Source organism: Sanguibacter gelidistatuariae, from assembly GCF_900096585.1.
Classification (GTDB): Bacteria; Actinomycetota; Actinomycetes; order Actinomycetales; family Cellulomonadaceae; genus Sanguibacter; species Sanguibacter gelidistatuariae.
Window position 1 is genome coordinate 312,383 of record NZ_FMYH01000003.1, and the last position, 17,270, is coordinate 329,652.

The 17,270-nt window shown below is 71.0% G+C and carries 14 protein-coding genes; all 14 read left to right on the plus strand.

Annotation, left to right across the window (positions count from 1 at the left end; translation table 11 throughout):
* Window positions 1-14 precede the first annotated feature (14 nt).
* The 14 genes from dhaL to BLQ50_RS09205 all read left to right on the plus strand — a co-directional run bounded on the left by dhaL (window position 15) and on the right by BLQ50_RS09205 (window position 17,183).
* A complete protein-coding gene (dhaL, locus tag BLQ50_RS09140) occupies window positions 15-656 on the plus strand; it encodes a dihydroxyacetone kinase subunit DhaL (protein ID WP_093183033.1) in 642 nt (213 codons plus the stop codon).
* Complete coding sequence (gene dhaM, locus BLQ50_RS09145; protein WP_093183332.1) at window positions 653-1,378, plus strand: dihydroxyacetone kinase phosphoryl donor subunit DhaM; 726 nt, start codon at window positions 653-655, stop codon at window positions 1,376-1,378. Before dhaL ends, dhaM begins: the two co-directional genes overlap by 4 nt.
* 90 nt (window positions 1,379-1,468) lie before the next feature.
* Window positions 1,469-2,092, plus strand: a complete 624-nt coding sequence (locus BLQ50_RS09150) for a TetR/AcrR family transcriptional regulator (RefSeq protein ID WP_175559080.1) — start codon at window positions 1,469-1,471, stop codon at window positions 2,090-2,092.
* A 28-nt stretch (window positions 2,093-2,120) separates the two neighbouring features.
* Window positions 2,121-3,854 (plus strand): MDR family MFS transporter, encoded by a 1,734-nt coding sequence (locus BLQ50_RS09155; protein ID WP_093183036.1) that lies wholly within the window; start codon window positions 2,121-2,123, stop codon window positions 3,852-3,854.
* Between the two features lie 82 nt (window positions 3,855-3,936).
* The gene (locus tag BLQ50_RS09160) at window positions 3,937-4,311 is read left to right on the plus strand and encodes a DUF4233 domain-containing protein (protein WP_281181317.1); all 375 of its coding nucleotides are present in this window, start codon (window positions 3,937-3,939) and stop codon (window positions 4,309-4,311) included.
* An 83-nt stretch (window positions 4,312-4,394) separates the two neighbouring features.
* The gene (gene ndk / locus BLQ50_RS09165; RefSeq protein WP_093183037.1) at window positions 4,395-4,832 is read left to right on the plus strand and encodes a nucleoside-diphosphate kinase; all 438 of its coding nucleotides are present in this window, start codon (window positions 4,395-4,397) and stop codon (window positions 4,830-4,832) included.
* 188 nt (window positions 4,833-5,020) lie between these two features.
* On the plus strand, window positions 5,021-8,755 hold the full coding sequence (locus tag BLQ50_RS09170) for an AAA family ATPase (protein ID WP_093183039.1): 3,735 nt from the start codon (window positions 5,021-5,023) through the stop codon (window positions 8,753-8,755).
* A 189-nt stretch (window positions 8,756-8,944) separates the two neighbouring features.
* Window positions 8,945-9,427, plus strand: coding sequence for a hypothetical protein (locus BLQ50_RS09175; protein ID WP_093183040.1), 483 nt, complete (start codon window positions 8,945-8,947; stop codon window positions 9,425-9,427).
* A gap of 115 nt (window positions 9,428-9,542) precedes the next feature.
* Window positions 9,543-10,733, plus strand: a complete 1,191-nt coding sequence (gene ftsY / locus BLQ50_RS09180) for a signal recognition particle-docking protein FtsY (RefSeq protein WP_093183042.1) — start codon at window positions 9,543-9,545, stop codon at window positions 10,731-10,733.
* 134 nt (window positions 10,734-10,867) lie between these two features.
* A complete protein-coding gene (locus BLQ50_RS09185; RefSeq protein WP_093183043.1) occupies window positions 10,868-12,178 on the plus strand; it encodes an ammonium transporter in 1,311 nt (436 codons plus the stop codon).
* Entirely contained in the window at window positions 12,175-12,513 is a 339-nt protein-coding gene (locus BLQ50_RS09190) for a P-II family nitrogen regulator (RefSeq protein WP_093183045.1), read from the plus strand. The genes BLQ50_RS09185 and BLQ50_RS09190 overlap by 4 nt, the downstream gene beginning before the upstream one ends.
* A gap of 13 nt (window positions 12,514-12,526) precedes the next feature.
* Window positions 12,527-14,347, plus strand: coding sequence for a [protein-PII] uridylyltransferase family protein (locus tag BLQ50_RS09195; protein ID WP_093183046.1), 1,821 nt, complete (start codon window positions 12,527-12,529; stop codon window positions 14,345-14,347).
* 115 nt (window positions 14,348-14,462) lie between these two features.
* A complete protein-coding gene (gene ffh, locus BLQ50_RS09200; protein WP_093183048.1) occupies window positions 14,463-16,046 on the plus strand; it encodes a signal recognition particle protein in 1,584 nt (527 codons plus the stop codon).
* Between the two features lie 30 nt (window positions 16,047-16,076).
* Window positions 16,077-17,183 carry an amidohydrolase family protein gene (locus BLQ50_RS09205; RefSeq protein ID WP_093183049.1) on the plus strand — a complete coding sequence of 369 codons (1,107 nt, stop codon included), beginning with the start codon at window positions 16,077-16,079 and terminating at the stop codon, window positions 17,181-17,183.
* Window positions 17,184-17,270 lie beyond the last annotated feature (87 nt).

The window sequence follows — 17,270 nt, forward strand, 5'->3', positions numbered from 1 at the left end:
GGACTGAGGCAGGAATGACGTTGGACGTGGCATGGGCACAGCGATGGGCACGGGAAAGCGCAGCGGCGATCGCCGCTGCAAAGGACGAGCTGGTCGAGCTCGACCGGCAGATCGGTGACGGCGACCACGGGGAGAACCTCAACCGAGGGTTCCAGGCGGTCGTTCTCAAGCTCGACTTGATCCCGGACGCACCCCCACTGATCGGCGACGTGCTCAAGACCGTCGCCACGACCTTGATGTCGTCGGTGGGCGGCGCCTCCGGGCCGCTCTACGGCACGGCATTCCTGCGGGCCGCGAAGGTCAGCGGTCTCGCCGAGCTGGACGCCCACGCCGTCGTCGCCCTGCTCGAGGGGGCCCTCGAGGGCATCACCGCGCGTGGCAAGGCACAGGTGGGCGAGAAGACGATGGTCGATGCATGGTCGCCGGCTGTGGACGCGGCGGTCCTCGCTGCGGACGCCGGCGCGAGTCCCGAGGACGTGCTCGTCGCCGCAGAGAGCGCGGCAGCCGCAGGCGCGGAGGCGACGATCGCCCTCGTCGCGACGAAGGGCCGGGCGAGCTACCTCGGGGAGCGCAGCATCGGCCACAAGGACCCGGGTGCGGCATCGAGCGTGATCCTGCTGCAGGCAGCGGTCCGCGCGTGCGGAGCGCCGGCATGAGGGCCCGGGTGGCGCTCGTCCTGGTCTCGCACTCCGAACGCCTCGCGCAGGGCACGGTCGAGCTCGCTCAGCAGATGGCGCCCCAGGTGCTGCTGCTCGCCGCGGGCGGGATGACCGACGGCGGGCTGGGCACCAGCTACGACCGCGTCTTCGACGCGGTCTCGCAGGGACTGGCCGCGGCGGACGGCGTGGTCGTCCTCGCCGACCTCGGGTCCGCGATCCTCACCGTGGAGTCAGTGCTCGAGGTGTTGTCCGACGACGCCGAACGTGTGGTGCTCGCGGACGCGCCCTTCGTCGAGGGCTCCGTTGCCGCGGCGGTGACCGCCCACGGTGGCGGCACGGTCGCGGAGGTCCTGGAGTCCGCCGAGCATGCCGGCAGCACATTTGCGGTGCGCAACGGCGGGCTGGGTGACGGGTCCGCCCCTGCTGGCGAGACTGCTCGGGACGTCGTCGTGAGCGATCCGGACGCCTGCGAGCGGACCGTCGTCGTGCGCAACCCGCTGGGGCTGCACGCGCGCCCGGCGGCCGTGCTGGCGCGGCTCATCGCCGGATTCGACGCCAAGGTCACCGTCAACGGGGTCAACGGGGCGAGCGTGCTCGAGCTCATGAAGCTCGGCGCGACCGGGGGACAGGGGCTGGTCCTCTCCGCCACCGGGCCGCAGGCACGCGAGGCCGTGGCCGCGGTCGCCGACGCGATCGAGGGCGGCTTCGGCGAGGTCTGAGGCCGCACGCTCGATGCTGTGACGCGGGCCACGCTCGCCCCGCACAATATTGCATTGACTGCAAAACTGCGGTGAGTGTATTTTCTTCAGGTGCATGACATCCGTGAACCAGCGCCGAGCACCCCTATCGGCCTGCGGGAGCGGAAGAAGGCCGCCCGCCGAGAGGCCCTGGTCGCCGCGAGCCACGACCTCGTGTGCGAGCTCGGGTTGGACGCGGTCACGGTCGAGATGATCTGTGACCGGGTCGGTGTCTCCCAGCGGACGTTCTTCAACTACTTCGACTCCAAGGTCGACGCCGTGCTCGGCATCACGCCGTGGTCGATCGACTCTGGCGCGGCCGAGTGCTTCGCGGACGCGGGGCCTACCGGCAACCTCCTGCTCGACTGCGCCGCGCTCGCCTCCGGCGAGCTGACCGACTTCCCGATGGATCTCGACCGCATGGGTCAGATCATGCGGCTCGTCCAGCACGAACCGCGGCTCCTGGTCCGCCAGATGGCGTGGTTCGAGGAGCAGTGCGGCGTGTTCGAGCGGCTCGCCGCTCGGCGCAACGGCGTCGGTGAGGCTGGTCCCGCGGAGAAGAGCACGGCCATGGTCGTCATGCTCATCGTGCGTTCCGCGCTGACTCACTGGGACAGCGCCGGCCGTACCGAACCGCCCGTCACCTACCTTCCGGTCGTCGTCGCAGAGCTGCGTGGGCTGCTCGCGACCGACTGATCCAAGATCCAAGAAGAGGTTCCCTCGCATGGCATCCGCCCCTCCCGTCACCACCGCAGACGACAAACCGCTCGTCGTGCTCAACCCCCGTACGGTCTGGACGATCTTCGGTGCGCTCCTGGCATCGATGTTCCTGTCCTCCCTCGACCAGTCGATCCTGGGAACCGCCATGCCGACGATCGTCGGCGAGCTGAACGGCGTCGCGCACCAGGGCTGGTTGATGACCGCCTACATCCTCGCGATCGCGATCGTCATGCCGCTCTACGGCAAGTTCGGCGACCTGTGGGGCCGGCGCTGGCCGTTCCTGTTCGCCATCGGGCTCTTCACGCTCGCCTCCGCCGGGGCTGGGTTCGCTCAGAACTTCGGCCAGCTGGTCGTCTGGCGCGGGGTGCAGGGCCTGGGCGGCGGTGGCCTGATGATCTTGTCTCAGGCGATCATCGCCGACATCGTGCCTGCCAAGGAGCGCGGTAAGTACATGGGCCCGATGGGCGCGCTGTTCGGTCTCTCGGCCGTGATCGGCCCGCTGCTCGGTGGCTTGTTCACCGACCACGCGAACTGGCGTTGGTGCTTCTGGATCAACATCCCGATCGGCATCGCGGCGCTCATCACCGCATGGGTCACCCTCAAGCTGCCCTCGCACCGCTCCGGCAAGAAGATCGACGTCGCCGGGATCTTCCTCATGGTCGTCGCGACCTCCAGCCTGGTCCTCATCACGAGCTGGACGAGCTGGAGCGGTCAGCACTCCTATGACTGGTCGCACGGGGGCCTGGTCGCCCTCGCTGTGGCCTTCGTCGCTGCGACGACGCTCTTCATCCTCGTCGAGCGCCGGGCTCAGGAGCCGCTCATCCCGCTGCACCTGTTCAAGAACCGGACCTTCGCGATCTCCACCATCGTGGGTCTGGTCATCGGCATGGGCATGTTCGCCGCGCTGAGCTTCCTGCCGACGTTCCTGCAGATGTCCTCGGGCGCGGGAGTCACCGAGTCCGGCTTCCTCATGCTGCCGATGATGGTCGGCATGATGATCACCGCGATCGGCTCTGGAATCCTCATCACCAAGACCGGGCGCTACAAGATGTACCCGATCGCGGGCATGGCCGTGGCCACGGTCGGCCTGGTGGCCCTGACCCAGATCAAGGGCGACACCCCGCTCTTCGTCTTCGGGGTCATGCTCTTCGTGCTCGGAGCCGGCCTGGGACTCGTCATGCAGACGATCGTGCTCGCGGTGCAGAACGCGGTCGATCCCCACGAGATCGGGACGGCCACGAGCTCGAACAACTTCTTCCGCGAGATCGGTGCGGCCGTCGGTGTTGCCGTGTTCTCCACGATCTTCACGGGCCGGCTGACGAACAACCTCGTCGACGTCGCGGCGTCGGTCCCGCCCGACCAGGCCTCTCTGCTCGACCCGTCGGGCATCACCCCGGCCGCGGTCCAGGCCTTCCCGGAGCCGCTCAAGCAGGGCGTCATCGACGGATTCGCCAGCGCGCTCGCGCCGGCGTTCTGGTACCTCGTCCCGCTGCTGGCCATCGGCTTCGTCTTCACGCTGTTCCTGCGCGAGGTCAAGCTGTCGAACGAGGCAGGCATGGTCGCCCGTGGTGAGGCGGTCTCGGTCGAGGGCGCCGAGGCGCTGGCCGACGCCGACGCCGCGACGCTGGCCGGTCTCGACAGTGCGCTCGTCGGCTCCGGGGTCGGATCCGACGTGACTGTCGACACGGCCCAGGGTGACCCTCGTGACCCGACGGGTGCTCCGACGTCGGTATCCTGAGACCGTGAGTTCATCAGAGTTGCCTGCGCAGTCCGGTCCCCTCCGGGACCCCTCGGACGCGTCGCCTGCGACGCCGAGGATCGTGAGGAAGAAGGCTGCGAAGCCACAGTTCACCTCCACGATGCTGATCTTGGAAGCCTTCGTGGTGTTCTTTGCAACTCTGGTCGCGGACAAGCTCGTCGACGCTCCGTCGTCGAAGGTGTGGCTTGCCGGGGGAGTGCTCGCCGTCGTGCTCATCGTGCTGAGCAGGATGGTGGGCACCCCCGGCGGCTACGTCGCCGGGTCCGTGGTGCAGATCCCACTCCTGGCCACCGGCTTTGTCGTCCCGCTGATGTTCCCGGTCGCGATCGTGTTCGTCGCGCTATGGGTGGTGTCGCTCAGACTGGGTGCGAAGATCGACCGGGAGCGCGCCGCCTACGACGCCGCGCACCCGGACAAGGCCCCGAACGTCACCTGAGCGGTCCTGTCTGGGCCGGGGCCTCGGTCCTGGGCCTGAGCAGGGCGCCGGGGCGCCCGGCCGCACCGGTTAGGGTTTGAGGCATGACCACCACCTCCTCAGCAGTGTCCCGCACCCTGATCCTCGTCAAGCCGGACGGCGTCCGCCGCGGCCTGAGCGGCGAGGTCCTGCGGCGGATCGAAGCCAAGGGCTATGAGCTCGTGGCCGTCGAGCTGAAGAACGCCGACGACGCCCTCCTGGCCGCGCACTACGCCGAGCACGAGGGCAAGCCGTTCTACGCCCCGCTCGTCGACTTCATGAAGTCCGGCCCGGTCCTCGCGATCGTCGCCCAGGGCCAGAACGTCATCCCCGGCTTCCGCTCCCTCGCCGGGACGACCGACCCCACGACCGCTGCCCCCGGCACGATCCGCGGCGACCTGGGCCGCGACTGGGGCCTCAAGGTCCAGCAGAACCTCGTCCACGGCTCCGACTCCGACGAGTCCGCCGCCCGCGAGATCGCCCTCTGGTTCCCGACCCTCTGACCCACCCGTACCGGCCCACCCGCGGGGCGGCCGCCGCCGAGCGAATCTCCACCGAGCGAATCTCCGCCGAGCGAAATCTTCGCTGAGTGTGGAGGAATGGCTGCCCAAAACGGACATGGGGCAGCCATTTCCCCGCACTCAGCGAGGGGTGGGGTCGGTTGTGGGGTGCGGCTACTAGTCTGTGGGACGTGCACCTCAAGACACTCACCCTGCGCGGGTTCAAGTCGTTCGCCTCGGCGACGACGCTGAGCTTCGAGCCCGGGGTGACCTGCGTCGTGGGCCCCAACGGCTCGGGCAAGTCGAACGTCGTCGACGCCCTCGCCTGGGTCATGGGGGAGCAGGGTGCCAAGACCCTGCGCGGGGGCAAGATGGAGGACGTCATCTTCGCCGGCACCTCCGGGCGCCCGCCGCTCGGTCGCGCCGAGGTGTCCCTGACCATCGACAACACCGACGGCGCGCTGCCGATCGAGTACGCCGAGGTGACCATCACCCGGACACTGTTCCGCAACGGTGGCTCGGAGTACGCGATCAATGGCTCCTCCTGCCGGCTGCTCGACATCCAGGACCTGCTCTCCGACTCCGGCCTGGGCCGGGAGATGCACGTCATCGTCGGCCAGGGCCAGCTCGACGCCGTGCTGCGCGCCACCCCCGAGGAACGTCGCGGCTTCATCGAGGAGGCGGCTGGCGTCCTCAAGCACCGCAAGCGCAAGGACAAGGCGCTGCGCAAGCTCGAGGCGATGTCCGGCAACCTCCTGCGCCTAGGAGACCTGACCGCCGAGCTGCGCCGCCAGCTCGGTCCGCTGGGCCGACAGGCGGAGATGGCCCGCAAGGCCGCCGTCGTGGCGGCCGACCTGCGCGACGCCAAGGCTCGGCTGCTCGCCGACGACCTCGCCCAGCTCACCGCGAGCCTCGACCAGGAGATCGCCGACGAGAGCGCCCTGCGCGCCCGGGCCGCAGAGGCAGAGGCCACGCTTGCCGGCCGCCGTACCGAGCTGGACGTCGTCGAGCACCAGATCACCACGGCCGGACCCGCGGTCGCTGAGGCCAACGCCACCTGGTACGCCCTGGGGTCGCTGCGCGACCGGCTGACCGGCACCCGGACTCTCGCCGCCGAACGGCTGCGCCTGCTGTCTGCCGAGGGTCCCCCGCACCAGGGCCAGGACCCGCGCGAGCTCGACGCACAGGCCGTCCGCGCCCGCGCGGCCGACGCCGAGCTCGCGATCGAGGTCGCGGGGCGGGTGGCGTGGCTCACCGAGCTCGCCGGCGCCCGGCTCGAGGCCGAGGCCGCGACCGCCGCCGCAGAGAAGGCGCTGGCCGCCGCGACGCGCGGGGTGGCCGACCGACGCGAAGGCCTGGCCCGGCTCGCCGGTCAGGTGGCGGCCCGGCGCTCGACGGCCGAGGCGACCGAGGCCGAGATCGGCCGGCTGCGCGCCTCTCTCGACGCCGCCCAGGAGCGCGGGGTCGCAGCTCGCGGCGAGTTCGAGGCTCTGGAGACCCAGGTCGCCGGGGCCGCCCAGGGCGAAGAAGACCTCGACGCTGACCACGAGGACGCCGTCGCTGCCCTGCACACAGCCACGGAATCCCTCCGCGAGGTGCTCGGCGAGCGTGAAGAGGCCGAACGGGACCGAGCCACCTGGCTCACTCGCGCCGAGACCCTCGACCTGAGCCTGACCCGCAAGGACGGCGCCGGCGCCCTGCTCGCCGCGGACTCGTTGACCGGCACCATCGGGTCGATGGCCGCCCTGCTGAGCATCGAGCCCGGGTACGCCGACGCGGTCGCCGCAGCCCTCGGTCCGCACGCCGACGCGGTCGCCGTGAACTCCGCCGACGCCGCCGTGGACGCCATCCGCCTCCTGCGCGCCGACGACGCCGGCCGGGCGAGCCTGGTCATCGGCGACAACAGTGCCGGAGCCAACAGCGCTCACGACGACAGTGCGCACGACGAGAGTGCCGACAACAGCAGCGGTCATGGCAGCCGCACCGGCGACCACACGAGCGCCCACGGCGAATGGGCCTCGGCACCTGGTGTTATGCCGCCTGGCGTCGGTGTCCGCCTGCCCGACGGCGCGGTGTGGGCAGCGGCCGTCGTGCGGCCCGCAGCCTCGGTCCGGAGAGCCGTGGATCGCCTGCTCGCCGGCGTCGTCGTCGTCGACGACCTCGTAGCCGCGCAGCATCTCGTCGGGGAGCACCCCGAGCTGACTGCGGTCACCCGCACGGGGGACGTGCTCGGTGCGCACCGAGCCTGGGGCGGTTCGGCCGCAGCGCCGAGCGTCCTGCACCTGCAGGCAGCCCTCGACGAGGCCCGTGCAGCGCAGGCCGATGCCGAGCAGCGGTTGGCCCGCGCCCACGATGCGCGGGTGGCGGCTGTGGAGACCGAGGGCGCCGCGCGTCGCCGACATGACCTCACCGTGGCCCGGCTCAACGAGTCCGACGCCGCAATCGCCGCCGTCGCCGAGCAGCTTGGCGCGCTGGGCGCGACCACGCGGGCGGCGGTCGAGGAGTCCGTACGGATCCAAGACCGCCTCGACGCAGCCGAGCGGGCGCTCGCCCGGGAACGCGAAGGGCTCGCCGAGCTCACGGACCGGCTCGAGGTGGCCCAGACCGCGCCTGAGGAGTCAGAGGAGGCGGTCGCCCGCGGCACGGCCGACCGCGACCGGGCGAGCGAGCGCGCCGTCCAGGCCCGGTCGTTGGAGACCGAGGCGCGGCTGGCGTTGCGGACGAGCGAGGAACGCGCCCGGGCCGTCTCCGGCCGCGCCCAGGGGCTCGAGAGGGCGGCGGTGACCGAACGCGCGGCACGCGAGCGGGCGGCGCAGCGCCAGACCCGACGGCTGCGCCAGACTGCTCGGGCCCGCGCCGTGCGCGAGGGCGCGGACGCGACCCTGACTCACGTGGAGCAGTCGATCGCCCGGGCCGCGGCCCGCCGCGACGACGCCGAGGCGGCGCGGGTGGCCCGAGAAGCGCAACGGACAGCGCTGCGGGCCACCGTGGACGCCCTGACCGCCGACCTGCGCGAGCTGACCGACACGGCGCACCGAGACGAGGTGGCACGCGCGCAGCAGCAGCTGCGAGTCGAGACCCTCGAGGTGCGCGCCGTCGACGAGCTCGGGTTGGACCCGGTGACCCTGATCGAGGAGTTCGGCCCGCACCGGATGATCCCGGTGCTCGGCGCGGCGGACGACGAGCCCGGAGGACAGCCCGACGACCATTCCGGCGACAGTCCAGACTGCTACCCGACCGTCGAGCCGGCCGGTCGGCCCTACGTCCGCGCCGAGCAGGAGAAGCGCCTGCGGACCGCGGAGCGGGCCATGACCGCACTCGGCAAGGTCAACCCCCTCGCCCTGGAGGAGTTCGCCGCCCTCGAGGAGCGGCACAAGTTCCTCACCGACCAGCTGAGCGACCTCAAGCGCTCGCGCGCCGACCTCATGGAGCTCGTCCGCGAGATCGACGAGCGAGTCGAGCAGGTGTTCAGCGAGGCTTACCGGGACACCGAGGCGCAGTTCGCCGAAGTCTTCCCCCGGCTGTTCCCGGGAGGGGAGGGCCGGCTCGTGCTGACCGACCCGGGCAACATGCTCACGACCGGCATCGAGATCGAGGCCCGCCCGGCTGGCAAGAAGGTCAAGCGACTCTCCCTGCTCTCCGGCGGGGAACGGTCGCTGACCGCGATCGCGCTCCTCGTGTCGATCTTCAAGGCTCGGCCCAGCCCGTTCTATGTCATGGACGAGGTCGAGGCGGCTCTCGACGACACCAACCTCGGTCGGCTGCTGGACATCTTCATGGAGCTGCAGCAGGACAGCCAGCTCATCGTCATCACGCACCAGAAGCGCACGATGGAGATCGCCGACGCGCTCTACGGTGTGACGATGCGGGGGGACGGCGTGACGACGGTCATCAGCCAGCGGATGCGGGAGCCGTCGCAGGCGTGAGTCGGCGCTCGACCAGACCCTCCTGAGCCTCGACGCGGGAGCCGACGTGCTGCGTCGTCGACCCGTGTGCGACCCGTGTGCGGCCCGCGCGAGGTGACCCGTGGAGATTGGGTGCGGATGGGACGTGGACCTCGCGCACACGCCTCGCCGGTGGGGTGACTGCCGATAATGCGTGCTACGACTGGGGGCATGGTCGAGATGTATGTGTGGTTGCTGGTTGCGGTCGTCGTCGCGGTGGGTGTCCTGCTGCTCGCAGGGATCGTCTCTCCGGGAGACCCGGCCGACGGCGCCGAGGATGCAGGCGACCCAACCCCCGGATCGGCGTGGACGTCGCTGTGGCTGGACTTCCGCTCCGGCGTGTCGGCCCTGCGCGCCCGCCTGGATCGGCTGCGGCGCCGGGATGGATCAGGGTCGGCGCCCGACGGTGGCCCACGGCGGGTCTCCGTGCTCGCAGGCCCGCGCCCGTCCCAGGGCCGGTGGACCGGCAGGCGGCAGGCGAGCGGTGGCCGGGGCACCGCCGAGTCGAAAGACAGGGATCTGGTCGACGAGGAGCCGCACGCATCCGAGTCGAACACCTCCTTCGACGACTTCTTCGAGGCGACCGCGACCTCCGAGCCCGCCTACCTCGACACCGCCCAGCTGAGCGACGCCCTGCACCACCTGCGCCGCTGACCTGACCCGCCGCGCCCGGAGTCCGGACCTCATGCCCTCCCGAACCGATGCTCGCGCGGCACCCGACTGAGCGCCCGTGGTGCGGGGACACGCCCTCGCCTGAGAGACTTCAGGCGTGAATGATCTGCTGCCGCTCTGGATAACACTCGCCGTCCTCGCCCTCGTGGGCCTGGGATTCCTGGGATTCTCGTCCTCGAAGCGGCGCAAGACGCCGCCGACGACGACGATCACGACCGACGGCGCCGCGGCGGGTGACGTCTCCGACGTCGCCGGGCGCGCGTCGTCGGCCACGCTCGAGGACGGCCCCGCCACGGAGAGCGTCGACGACGCCCTCGCCGAGGTCGTCCCGGCCATCGAGGTTCCCGAGGCGCCGGCTGGGCGCCTCGCCCGGCTGCGCGACCGCCTCGCGCGGTCCGGTTCCCCGCTGGGGGCCAAGCTGCTCGCAGTGCTGTCCCGCGACCACCTGAGCGAGGACGACTGGGACGAGCTCGAGGAGACCCTGCTCCTCGCCGACGTCGGCGCTGGCCCCGCGGCCGAGCTCATCGACGCGCTGCGCACCGACGTCCGGGTGCAGGGTGTCAAGGACCCCGAGGGCGTGCGCGCCATGCTGCGGGCCGAGCTCGTGCGGCTCGTCGACCCCACGCTCGACCGCCGCCTGAATACCGCTCCCACGACGAACGAGGCGGGGGAGAAGGTTCCCGCCGTCGTGCTCGTCGTCGGCGTCAACGGAACCGGCAAGACGACGACTGTCGGCAAGCTCACCCGCGTCCTGGTGGCCGAGGGCAACGAGGTGATCCTCGGGGCAGCCGACACGTTCCGGGCGGCGGCCGCCGACCAGCTCACGACGTGGGGCGCGCGCGTGGGTGTGGAGACCATCCGCTCCTTCAAGGACGGCGCCGACCCGGCGGCGGTCGCCTTCGACGCGGTTCGGACCGGGCGCCAGCGCGGCGTCGACGTGGTTCTGGTCGACACCGCCGGCCGGTTGCAGAACAAGGCCGGTCTGATGGACGAGCTGGGCAAGATCAGCCGGGTCATCACGAAGGAGGCGCCGCTCTCGGAGGTGCTGCTCGTGCTCGACGCGACGACCGGGCAGAACGGGCTCAACCAGGCCCGGGTCTTCGCCGAGGTCGCCGGCGTCACCGGGATCGTGCTGACCAAGCTCGACGGGACCGCCAAGGGCGGCATCGTCGTCGCGGTCCAGCGCGAGCTCGGCGTCCCGGTCAAGCTCGTGGGTCTGGGCGAAGGCCCAGACGACCTCGCGCCCTTCGTCGCCGAGGACTTTGTCGACGGGCTGCTGCAGGGCTGAGCTGCCCGCGTAACACAACGTTTACCTGCGGAGCCATCTCGTCACCGGGCGGAAACGCGCGCGCACGGTCACCGTAATCGGGCTCCATCACAGTTGTCTTCGACCGGCCGCCGGCTGGGATGGGAGATGATCCGATGGAATGGGATACCGGGGCGACTGCGTGGATGCTGATCTCAGCATCGCTCGTGCTCCTCATGACACCTGGCCTGGCCTTTTTCTACGGCGGCATGGTCCGCGCCAAGTCCGTGCTCAACATGATGATGATGTCCTTCGGCGCGATGGGTGTCATCGGCGTGGTCTACGTCCTGTGGGGCTGGTCGATGTCCTACGGGAGCGATGTCGGTGGCATCATCGGCAACCCCTTCGACCAGTTCGGACTCTCGGGGACGATCTTCGACGACGCTGGTGCGGCCGTCTCGAGCACCCTGGGCAACTACCCTCAGGTCGTCGACGTCGCCTTCCAGGTGACCTTCGCGATCATCACGACCGCGCTGATCAGCGGCGCGATCGCGGACCGCGTCAAGTACGGCAGCTGGATGGTCTTCACGGCGATCTGGGTGACCTTGGCCTACTTCCCGATGGCACACATGGTCTGGGGCGGCGGCTTCCTCTCGGCCTCGCCGGACGGCCTCGCGGCCAAGATCTTCGGTACGACCGACGGCGTGGCCACGGTCGCCCCGATCGACTTCGCCGGTGGAACGGTCGTCCACATCAACGCGGGTGTCGCGGGCCTCGTGCTCGTCCTCATCATGGGCGCACGCAAAGGGTTCCGCACAGAGCCCATGCGTCCCCACAACCTTCCCTTCGTCATGCTCGGCGCGGCTCTGCTGTGGTTCGGCTGGTTCGGTTTCAACGCAGGCTCGGCCTTCGGCGCGAACGAGACCGCGGGCCTCGCCTGGGTCAACACGACCTCCGCAGCGTGTGCGGCGATCCTCGGCTGGCTGGTCACGGAGAAGATCCGCGACGGGCACGCCACCTCCCTCGGCGCCGCTTCCGGCGTCGTCGCCGGCCTGGTCGCGATCACCCCGGCCGCGGGTGCGCTGAGCCCGGTCGGCTCCCTGCTCCTCGGTGCGGTCGCCGGTGTGCTCTGCGCCCTGGCAGTCGGCCTCAAGTACAGGTTCGGCTACGACGACTCCCTCGACGTCGTCGGGGTCCACCTCGTCGGTGGCCTGGTCGGAACGATCGGCGTCGGCTTCCTCGCCACGGAGACCGGGCTCTTCTATGGTGGAGGGATCAAGCAGCTTGTCATCCAGATCCTCATCGCCCTCGCCGCGGTCGTCTTCTCCGGTGTGGTCACCCTGGTGATCGGGCTGGGCATCAAGAACACGCTCGGATGGCGGGTCAGCGAGGACGCAGAGGTCGGCGGAATCGACCTCGCGGTCCACGGTGAAGGTGCATACGAGACCATCGGCGGCGGCCGGGTCATTACGGAGGTCAGGTCATGAAGCTCGTCACCGGAATCATCCAGCCCCACCGGCTCGACGACGTGAAGTCGGCCCTGGAGGCGGCGGGCGTGCGCGGCATGACCGTCAGCGAGGCCAGCGGCTACGGTCGGCAGAAGGGCCACACCGAGGTCTACCGCGGTGCCGAGTACACGGTCGACCTCGTGCCGAAGGTCCGCATCGAGGTCCTCGTCGAGGACGACGACGCAGCCGTCGTCACCGGGGTGATCGTGCAGGCCGCCCAGACCGGCAAGATCGGTGACGGCAAGGTGTGGACCGTCTCGGTCGACGACGTGGCCCGGGTCCGGACCGGCGAGCACGGCGCCGCCGCCCTCTAGGGGTAGCTCGCCCATGCCAGACCAGCCACAGCCTCACCAGCGTGGCGAGCTCGAGTCGCAGGCCCCGTACCCGTCCGCGGTACGGGGCCTGCGGTCCCAGATGCTCGAGCTCGCAGCCCGACACAGCGGCCCCGCCCCCCGTGGCCCCGTGTCACCCGACCAGGGACGATCCAGGCGCGCGGCCCTGGTCGACCTCGTGGTCGCCGACCTCGCCGACCTCTGGGAAGGGGCCACTGCGGCGACGGATACGAGGGGGGTCGCTCTCGCCGCCGTCGGCAGCCTGGGCCGCGGTGACCTCGGGCCCACGAGCGACCTCGACCTCGTCCTCATCCACGACGGTCGCAGCCATTCTGCGCAGCAGCTCCAGACCCTTGCTCAGAGCCTGTGGTACCCCATCTGGGACGCCGGCCTCGATCTCGACCACTCCGTGCGGTCCCTCGCTCAGTGCCGCCAGGTCGCCTCCAAGGACCTCCCCGCCGCGATCGGCATGCTCGACGTCCGCCCGATCGCCGGGGACGTCGTCGTCGCGCACCGCGCCACCTCGGCGGTCCTGGGCGACTGGCGCGCGGCCTCCCGGCGGCGACTCCCCGAGCTGCTCGCCTCGACGAAGGCTCGCGCGACGCGGCACGGTGAGCTCGCCTATCTCATCGAGCCGGACCTCAAGGAGGCCCGCGGAGGCATCCGCGACGCCGTGATCCTCACCGCGCTCGCCGCGACCTGGCTCACCGACCGTCCGCACGGCGCGGTGGACCGCGCCTACGCGCACCTGCTCGACGCCCGTGACGCGCTCCAGCTGACCACCCGCCGCCGCACCAACCGGCTGGGCCTGGCCGACCTCGACGAGGTCGCCGCGCTGTGCGGCTTCGCCGAGCCGGACGACTTCCTCGCGAGCCTCGCCGAGGCCGGCCGTGAGATCTCCTACGGCTTGGACACGACCGTGCGCCGGGCCCGGCAGGCGCTCCAGCGCCCGTCGATCCCCCGCCCGCTGATGATCCGGGGCCGGCGCGCCGCCCCGCGTCTGCGTTCGGTCGGAGACGGCCTCGTCGAGCACGACGGCGAGCTGGTGCTGGCGATCGCGGCGAACCCGGAGAGCGACCCGCTGCTCGCGCTGCGCGCGGCCGCGACGGCGGCCCGCACCGGCCTGGCCATCTCGCCCGTGTCGGTCGCCAGCCTGGCGCAGTGCCCGGCGCTGCCCGTGCCGTGGCCGCGCGCGGCGCGTTCGGCCCTGCTCACGGTGCTCGGCTCGGGGGCGTCCCAGATTCCGGTGTGGGAGGCCCTCGACCTCGCCGGCGTGGTCACCACCTGGATCCCGGAGTGGGCTGGGGTGCGCAACCGCCCCCAGCGGGCCGCAGCCCACCGGCACACGGTCGATCGCCACCTCATCGAGGTGGTCTCCCGGGCCCGACAGTGGCACAAGAACGTCGAGCTGACCGACGTGCTGCTGCTCTCGGCCTTCCTGCACGACATCGGCAAGCGCGCCGGGGCGGTGGACCACTCGATCACCGGCGCCGAGCTCGCCCCGGCGATCCTGGGCCGGATGGGCTTCGAGCAGCACGTGGTCGACGACGTGGCGCGCATGGTCGCCCACCACCTGACCCTGTCCCGGCTCGCCGTCAGCCACGATCCCAATGACCCGGCCACGCTCGCGGAGCTGCTCCGCGCCGTCGACCACCGGCCCGACCTGCTCGAGGTGCTGCGCGCGCTCACCGAGGCGGATGGGTCCTCGCTCGGGCCGACCACGTGGACGAGCTGGCGGGCGAGCCTCGTCGACGACCTGTTCCGGCGGGGGATCGCCGCGCTCGGCGGGGAACTGAGCGCGGGAGAGCCGCTGTGAGCGCGGGCGAGCCGCTCGAGCCGGTAGTCTGAGCGCTTCACGTCTAGACACGCGGTGGGTGGCCTACGGGCCGCGATCCGCGTGACATCACGAGCGAACGGTGAGGATTGCAACGGTGTTCGCCACTCTGTCGGATCGACTGACAACGACCTTTAAGAACCTGCGGACCAAAGGACGCCTGTCCGAGGCCGACATCGATGCGACCGTGCGGGAGATCCGCCGGGCCCTGCTCGATGCTGACGTCGCAGTCTCCGTGGTCCGCGAGTTCACCGGGACCGTGCGGGAGCGTGCGCTCTCCTCCGAGGTCTCGGGCGCGCTCAACCCCGCCCAGCAGGTCGTCAAGATCGTCAACGAGGAGCTCGTCGCGATCCTCGGCGGCGAGAGCCGCGGCCTGAACCTGGCGAAGAACCCGCCGAGCGTCATCATGCTCGCCGGCCTCCAGGGCGCCGGAAAGACCACGCTCGCCGGCAAGCTCGCACTGCACCTGCGCGAGCAGGGCCACACGCCGCTCCTCGTCGCCGCCGACCTGCAGCGCCCCAACGCAGTCACCCAGCTCAAGGTCGTGGGGGAGCGGGCCGGCGTGCCGGTCTATGCACCCAGCCCCGGCAACCAGGGCGCCGAGGGTGAGTCAGGCGTCTCCGCCGGCGACCCCGTCGCCGTCGCCCGCGCCGGCGTGGAGACCGCGAGGTCGCGCCAGCACGACATCGTCATCATCGACACCGCCGGCCGGCTCGGCGTCGACGCCGAGCTCATGCAGCAGGCCGCGGACATCCGCGACGCGACCAGCCCGGACGAGATCCTCTTTGTCATCGACGCGATGATCGGCCAGGATGCGGTCGCAACCGCTCAGGCATTCGCCGAGGGCGTGAACTTCACCGGGGTTGTGCTCACCAAGCTCGACGGCGACGCCCGCGGTGGTGCGGCGTTGTCCGTGGCCCGGGTCACCGGCCGCCCGATCCTCTTCGCCTCGACCGGTGAGAAGCTCACCGACTTCGAGGCATTCCACCCCGACCGCATGGCCTCGCGCATCCTCGACATGGGTGATGTGCTCACCCTCATCGAGCAGGCCGAGAAGGCCTTCGATGCCGACCAGACCCAGGCCATGGCCGACAAGATGGCGTCGGGCAAGGACTTCACCCTCGCCGACTTCCTTGTCCAGATGCAGCAGATGCGCAACATGGGCTCGATGAAGAAGATGCTGGGCATGCTGCCGGGCATGGGGCAGATGCGCGAGGCGCTCGACAACTTCGACGAGCGTGAGGTCGACCGCGTCGAGGCCATCATCCGGTCCATGACACCGGCCGAGCGCGAGACGCCCAAGATCATCAACGGTTCGCGGCGCGCCCGTATCGCCAAGGGCTCCGGCGTCACCACGACCGAGGTCAACCAGCTGCTCGACCGCTTCGTCGGCGCACAAAAGATGATGCGCCAGATGAGCCGGGGCGGCGGCATGGCCATGCCGGGCATGGGGAACCTGCCGGGTATGGGCGGCAAGAAGGCCCGGGGGCGCCAGCAGGCACCCGCCCAGCGCGGCAAGAAGAGCAAGTCCGGCAACCCTGCCAAGCGCGCCGCCGAGCAGCGGGCCGCGATCGACGCACCACCGGCCGCGCCGGGATCGTCCTTCGGCGTCGGGAAGCCGGCCGACTCGCAGGCACCCCTCGAGCTGCCACCAGGACTGGAGAAGTTCCTCGGTCGATGACCGCGGGACCGGATCCGGAAGGAGGGCAGGATGAGCCAGCAGCCGGTTCTCCACATCCACGGCCACGTCACCCTCGGGGACGGTCGCGAGTTCGGTGACGTGTGGGTCGAGGATGGCGTGATCACCCTCACCCGGCCGTCCGGGCTCAGCGCCGAGACGGTCCACATCGAGGGCTTCGCCGTGCCGGGGCTCGTCGACGTGCACGCGCATGTCGGTCTGGGCCCCGGCGGCCCGGTCAGCGCCGAGGAGGCTCGCGCGCAGGCGATCGCCGACCGCGACAGCGGCGTGCTCCTGGTGCGCGACGCCGGTTCCCCGATCGACACCCGGTGGATGGACGTGCGCGACGACCTGCCCCGGATCCTGCGGTGCGGCCAACACCTTGCGCGCCCCAAGCGGTACCTGCGCGGGTTCGGACGCGAGCTCGAGACCCCCGACGACCTGGCGGGCGCGGTGGCCGAGGAGGCCGCGGCAGGCGACGGCTGGGTGAAGATCGTCGCCGACTGGATCGACCGGGACGGGGGGGACCTTGCGCCGCTGTGGTCGACGGCGCAGCTCACCGCCGCGGTTGCGGCGGCTCACGCCGAGGCGGCCCGTGTTACCGCTCACACCTTCGCGACGGAGGCCATCGACGGGCTCCTCGCGGCGGGTGTCGACTGCCTGGAGCACGGGACCGGGCTGACCGATCCTCAGATCGACGAGGTCGTGCGGCGTGGTGTCGCGGTGACCCCGACCCTGCTGCAGGTGGGCCAGTTCGACGTCATCGCCGCCCAGGCGCTGGCGAAGTACCCCACCTATGCGGCGCGGATGCGACGGATGCACAGGCGTCGCTATCGGCACGTGGCCGCCCTGCACGAGGCCGGGGTCCGGCTGCTGGTCGGCACGGATGCCGGCGGGACGATCCGGCACGGGCAGATCGCGGCCGAGTGCGCGGAGCTTGTGACCGCGGGCGTGCCAGCGAGCGAGGTGGTCGCCGCCGCGAGCTGGCGGACCCGGTCGTACCTGGGCTTCGGCGAGCTCGTCGACGGTTCTGCGGCCGACCTCGTGGTCTACGCCGCGGACCCGCGGGTCAACATCGCGGTCCTCCGCTCGCCGCTCGCGGTGATCTTGCGCGGCGCTGTCATCAGCCCTGCCGTCTGACGCGTCAGTGACTCGTGCGGTGACCGGTACGGTGGCTGTCGCGCGGCCCGTCATGGATCTGGCATAATAAGCCCCTGTACTCGGCTT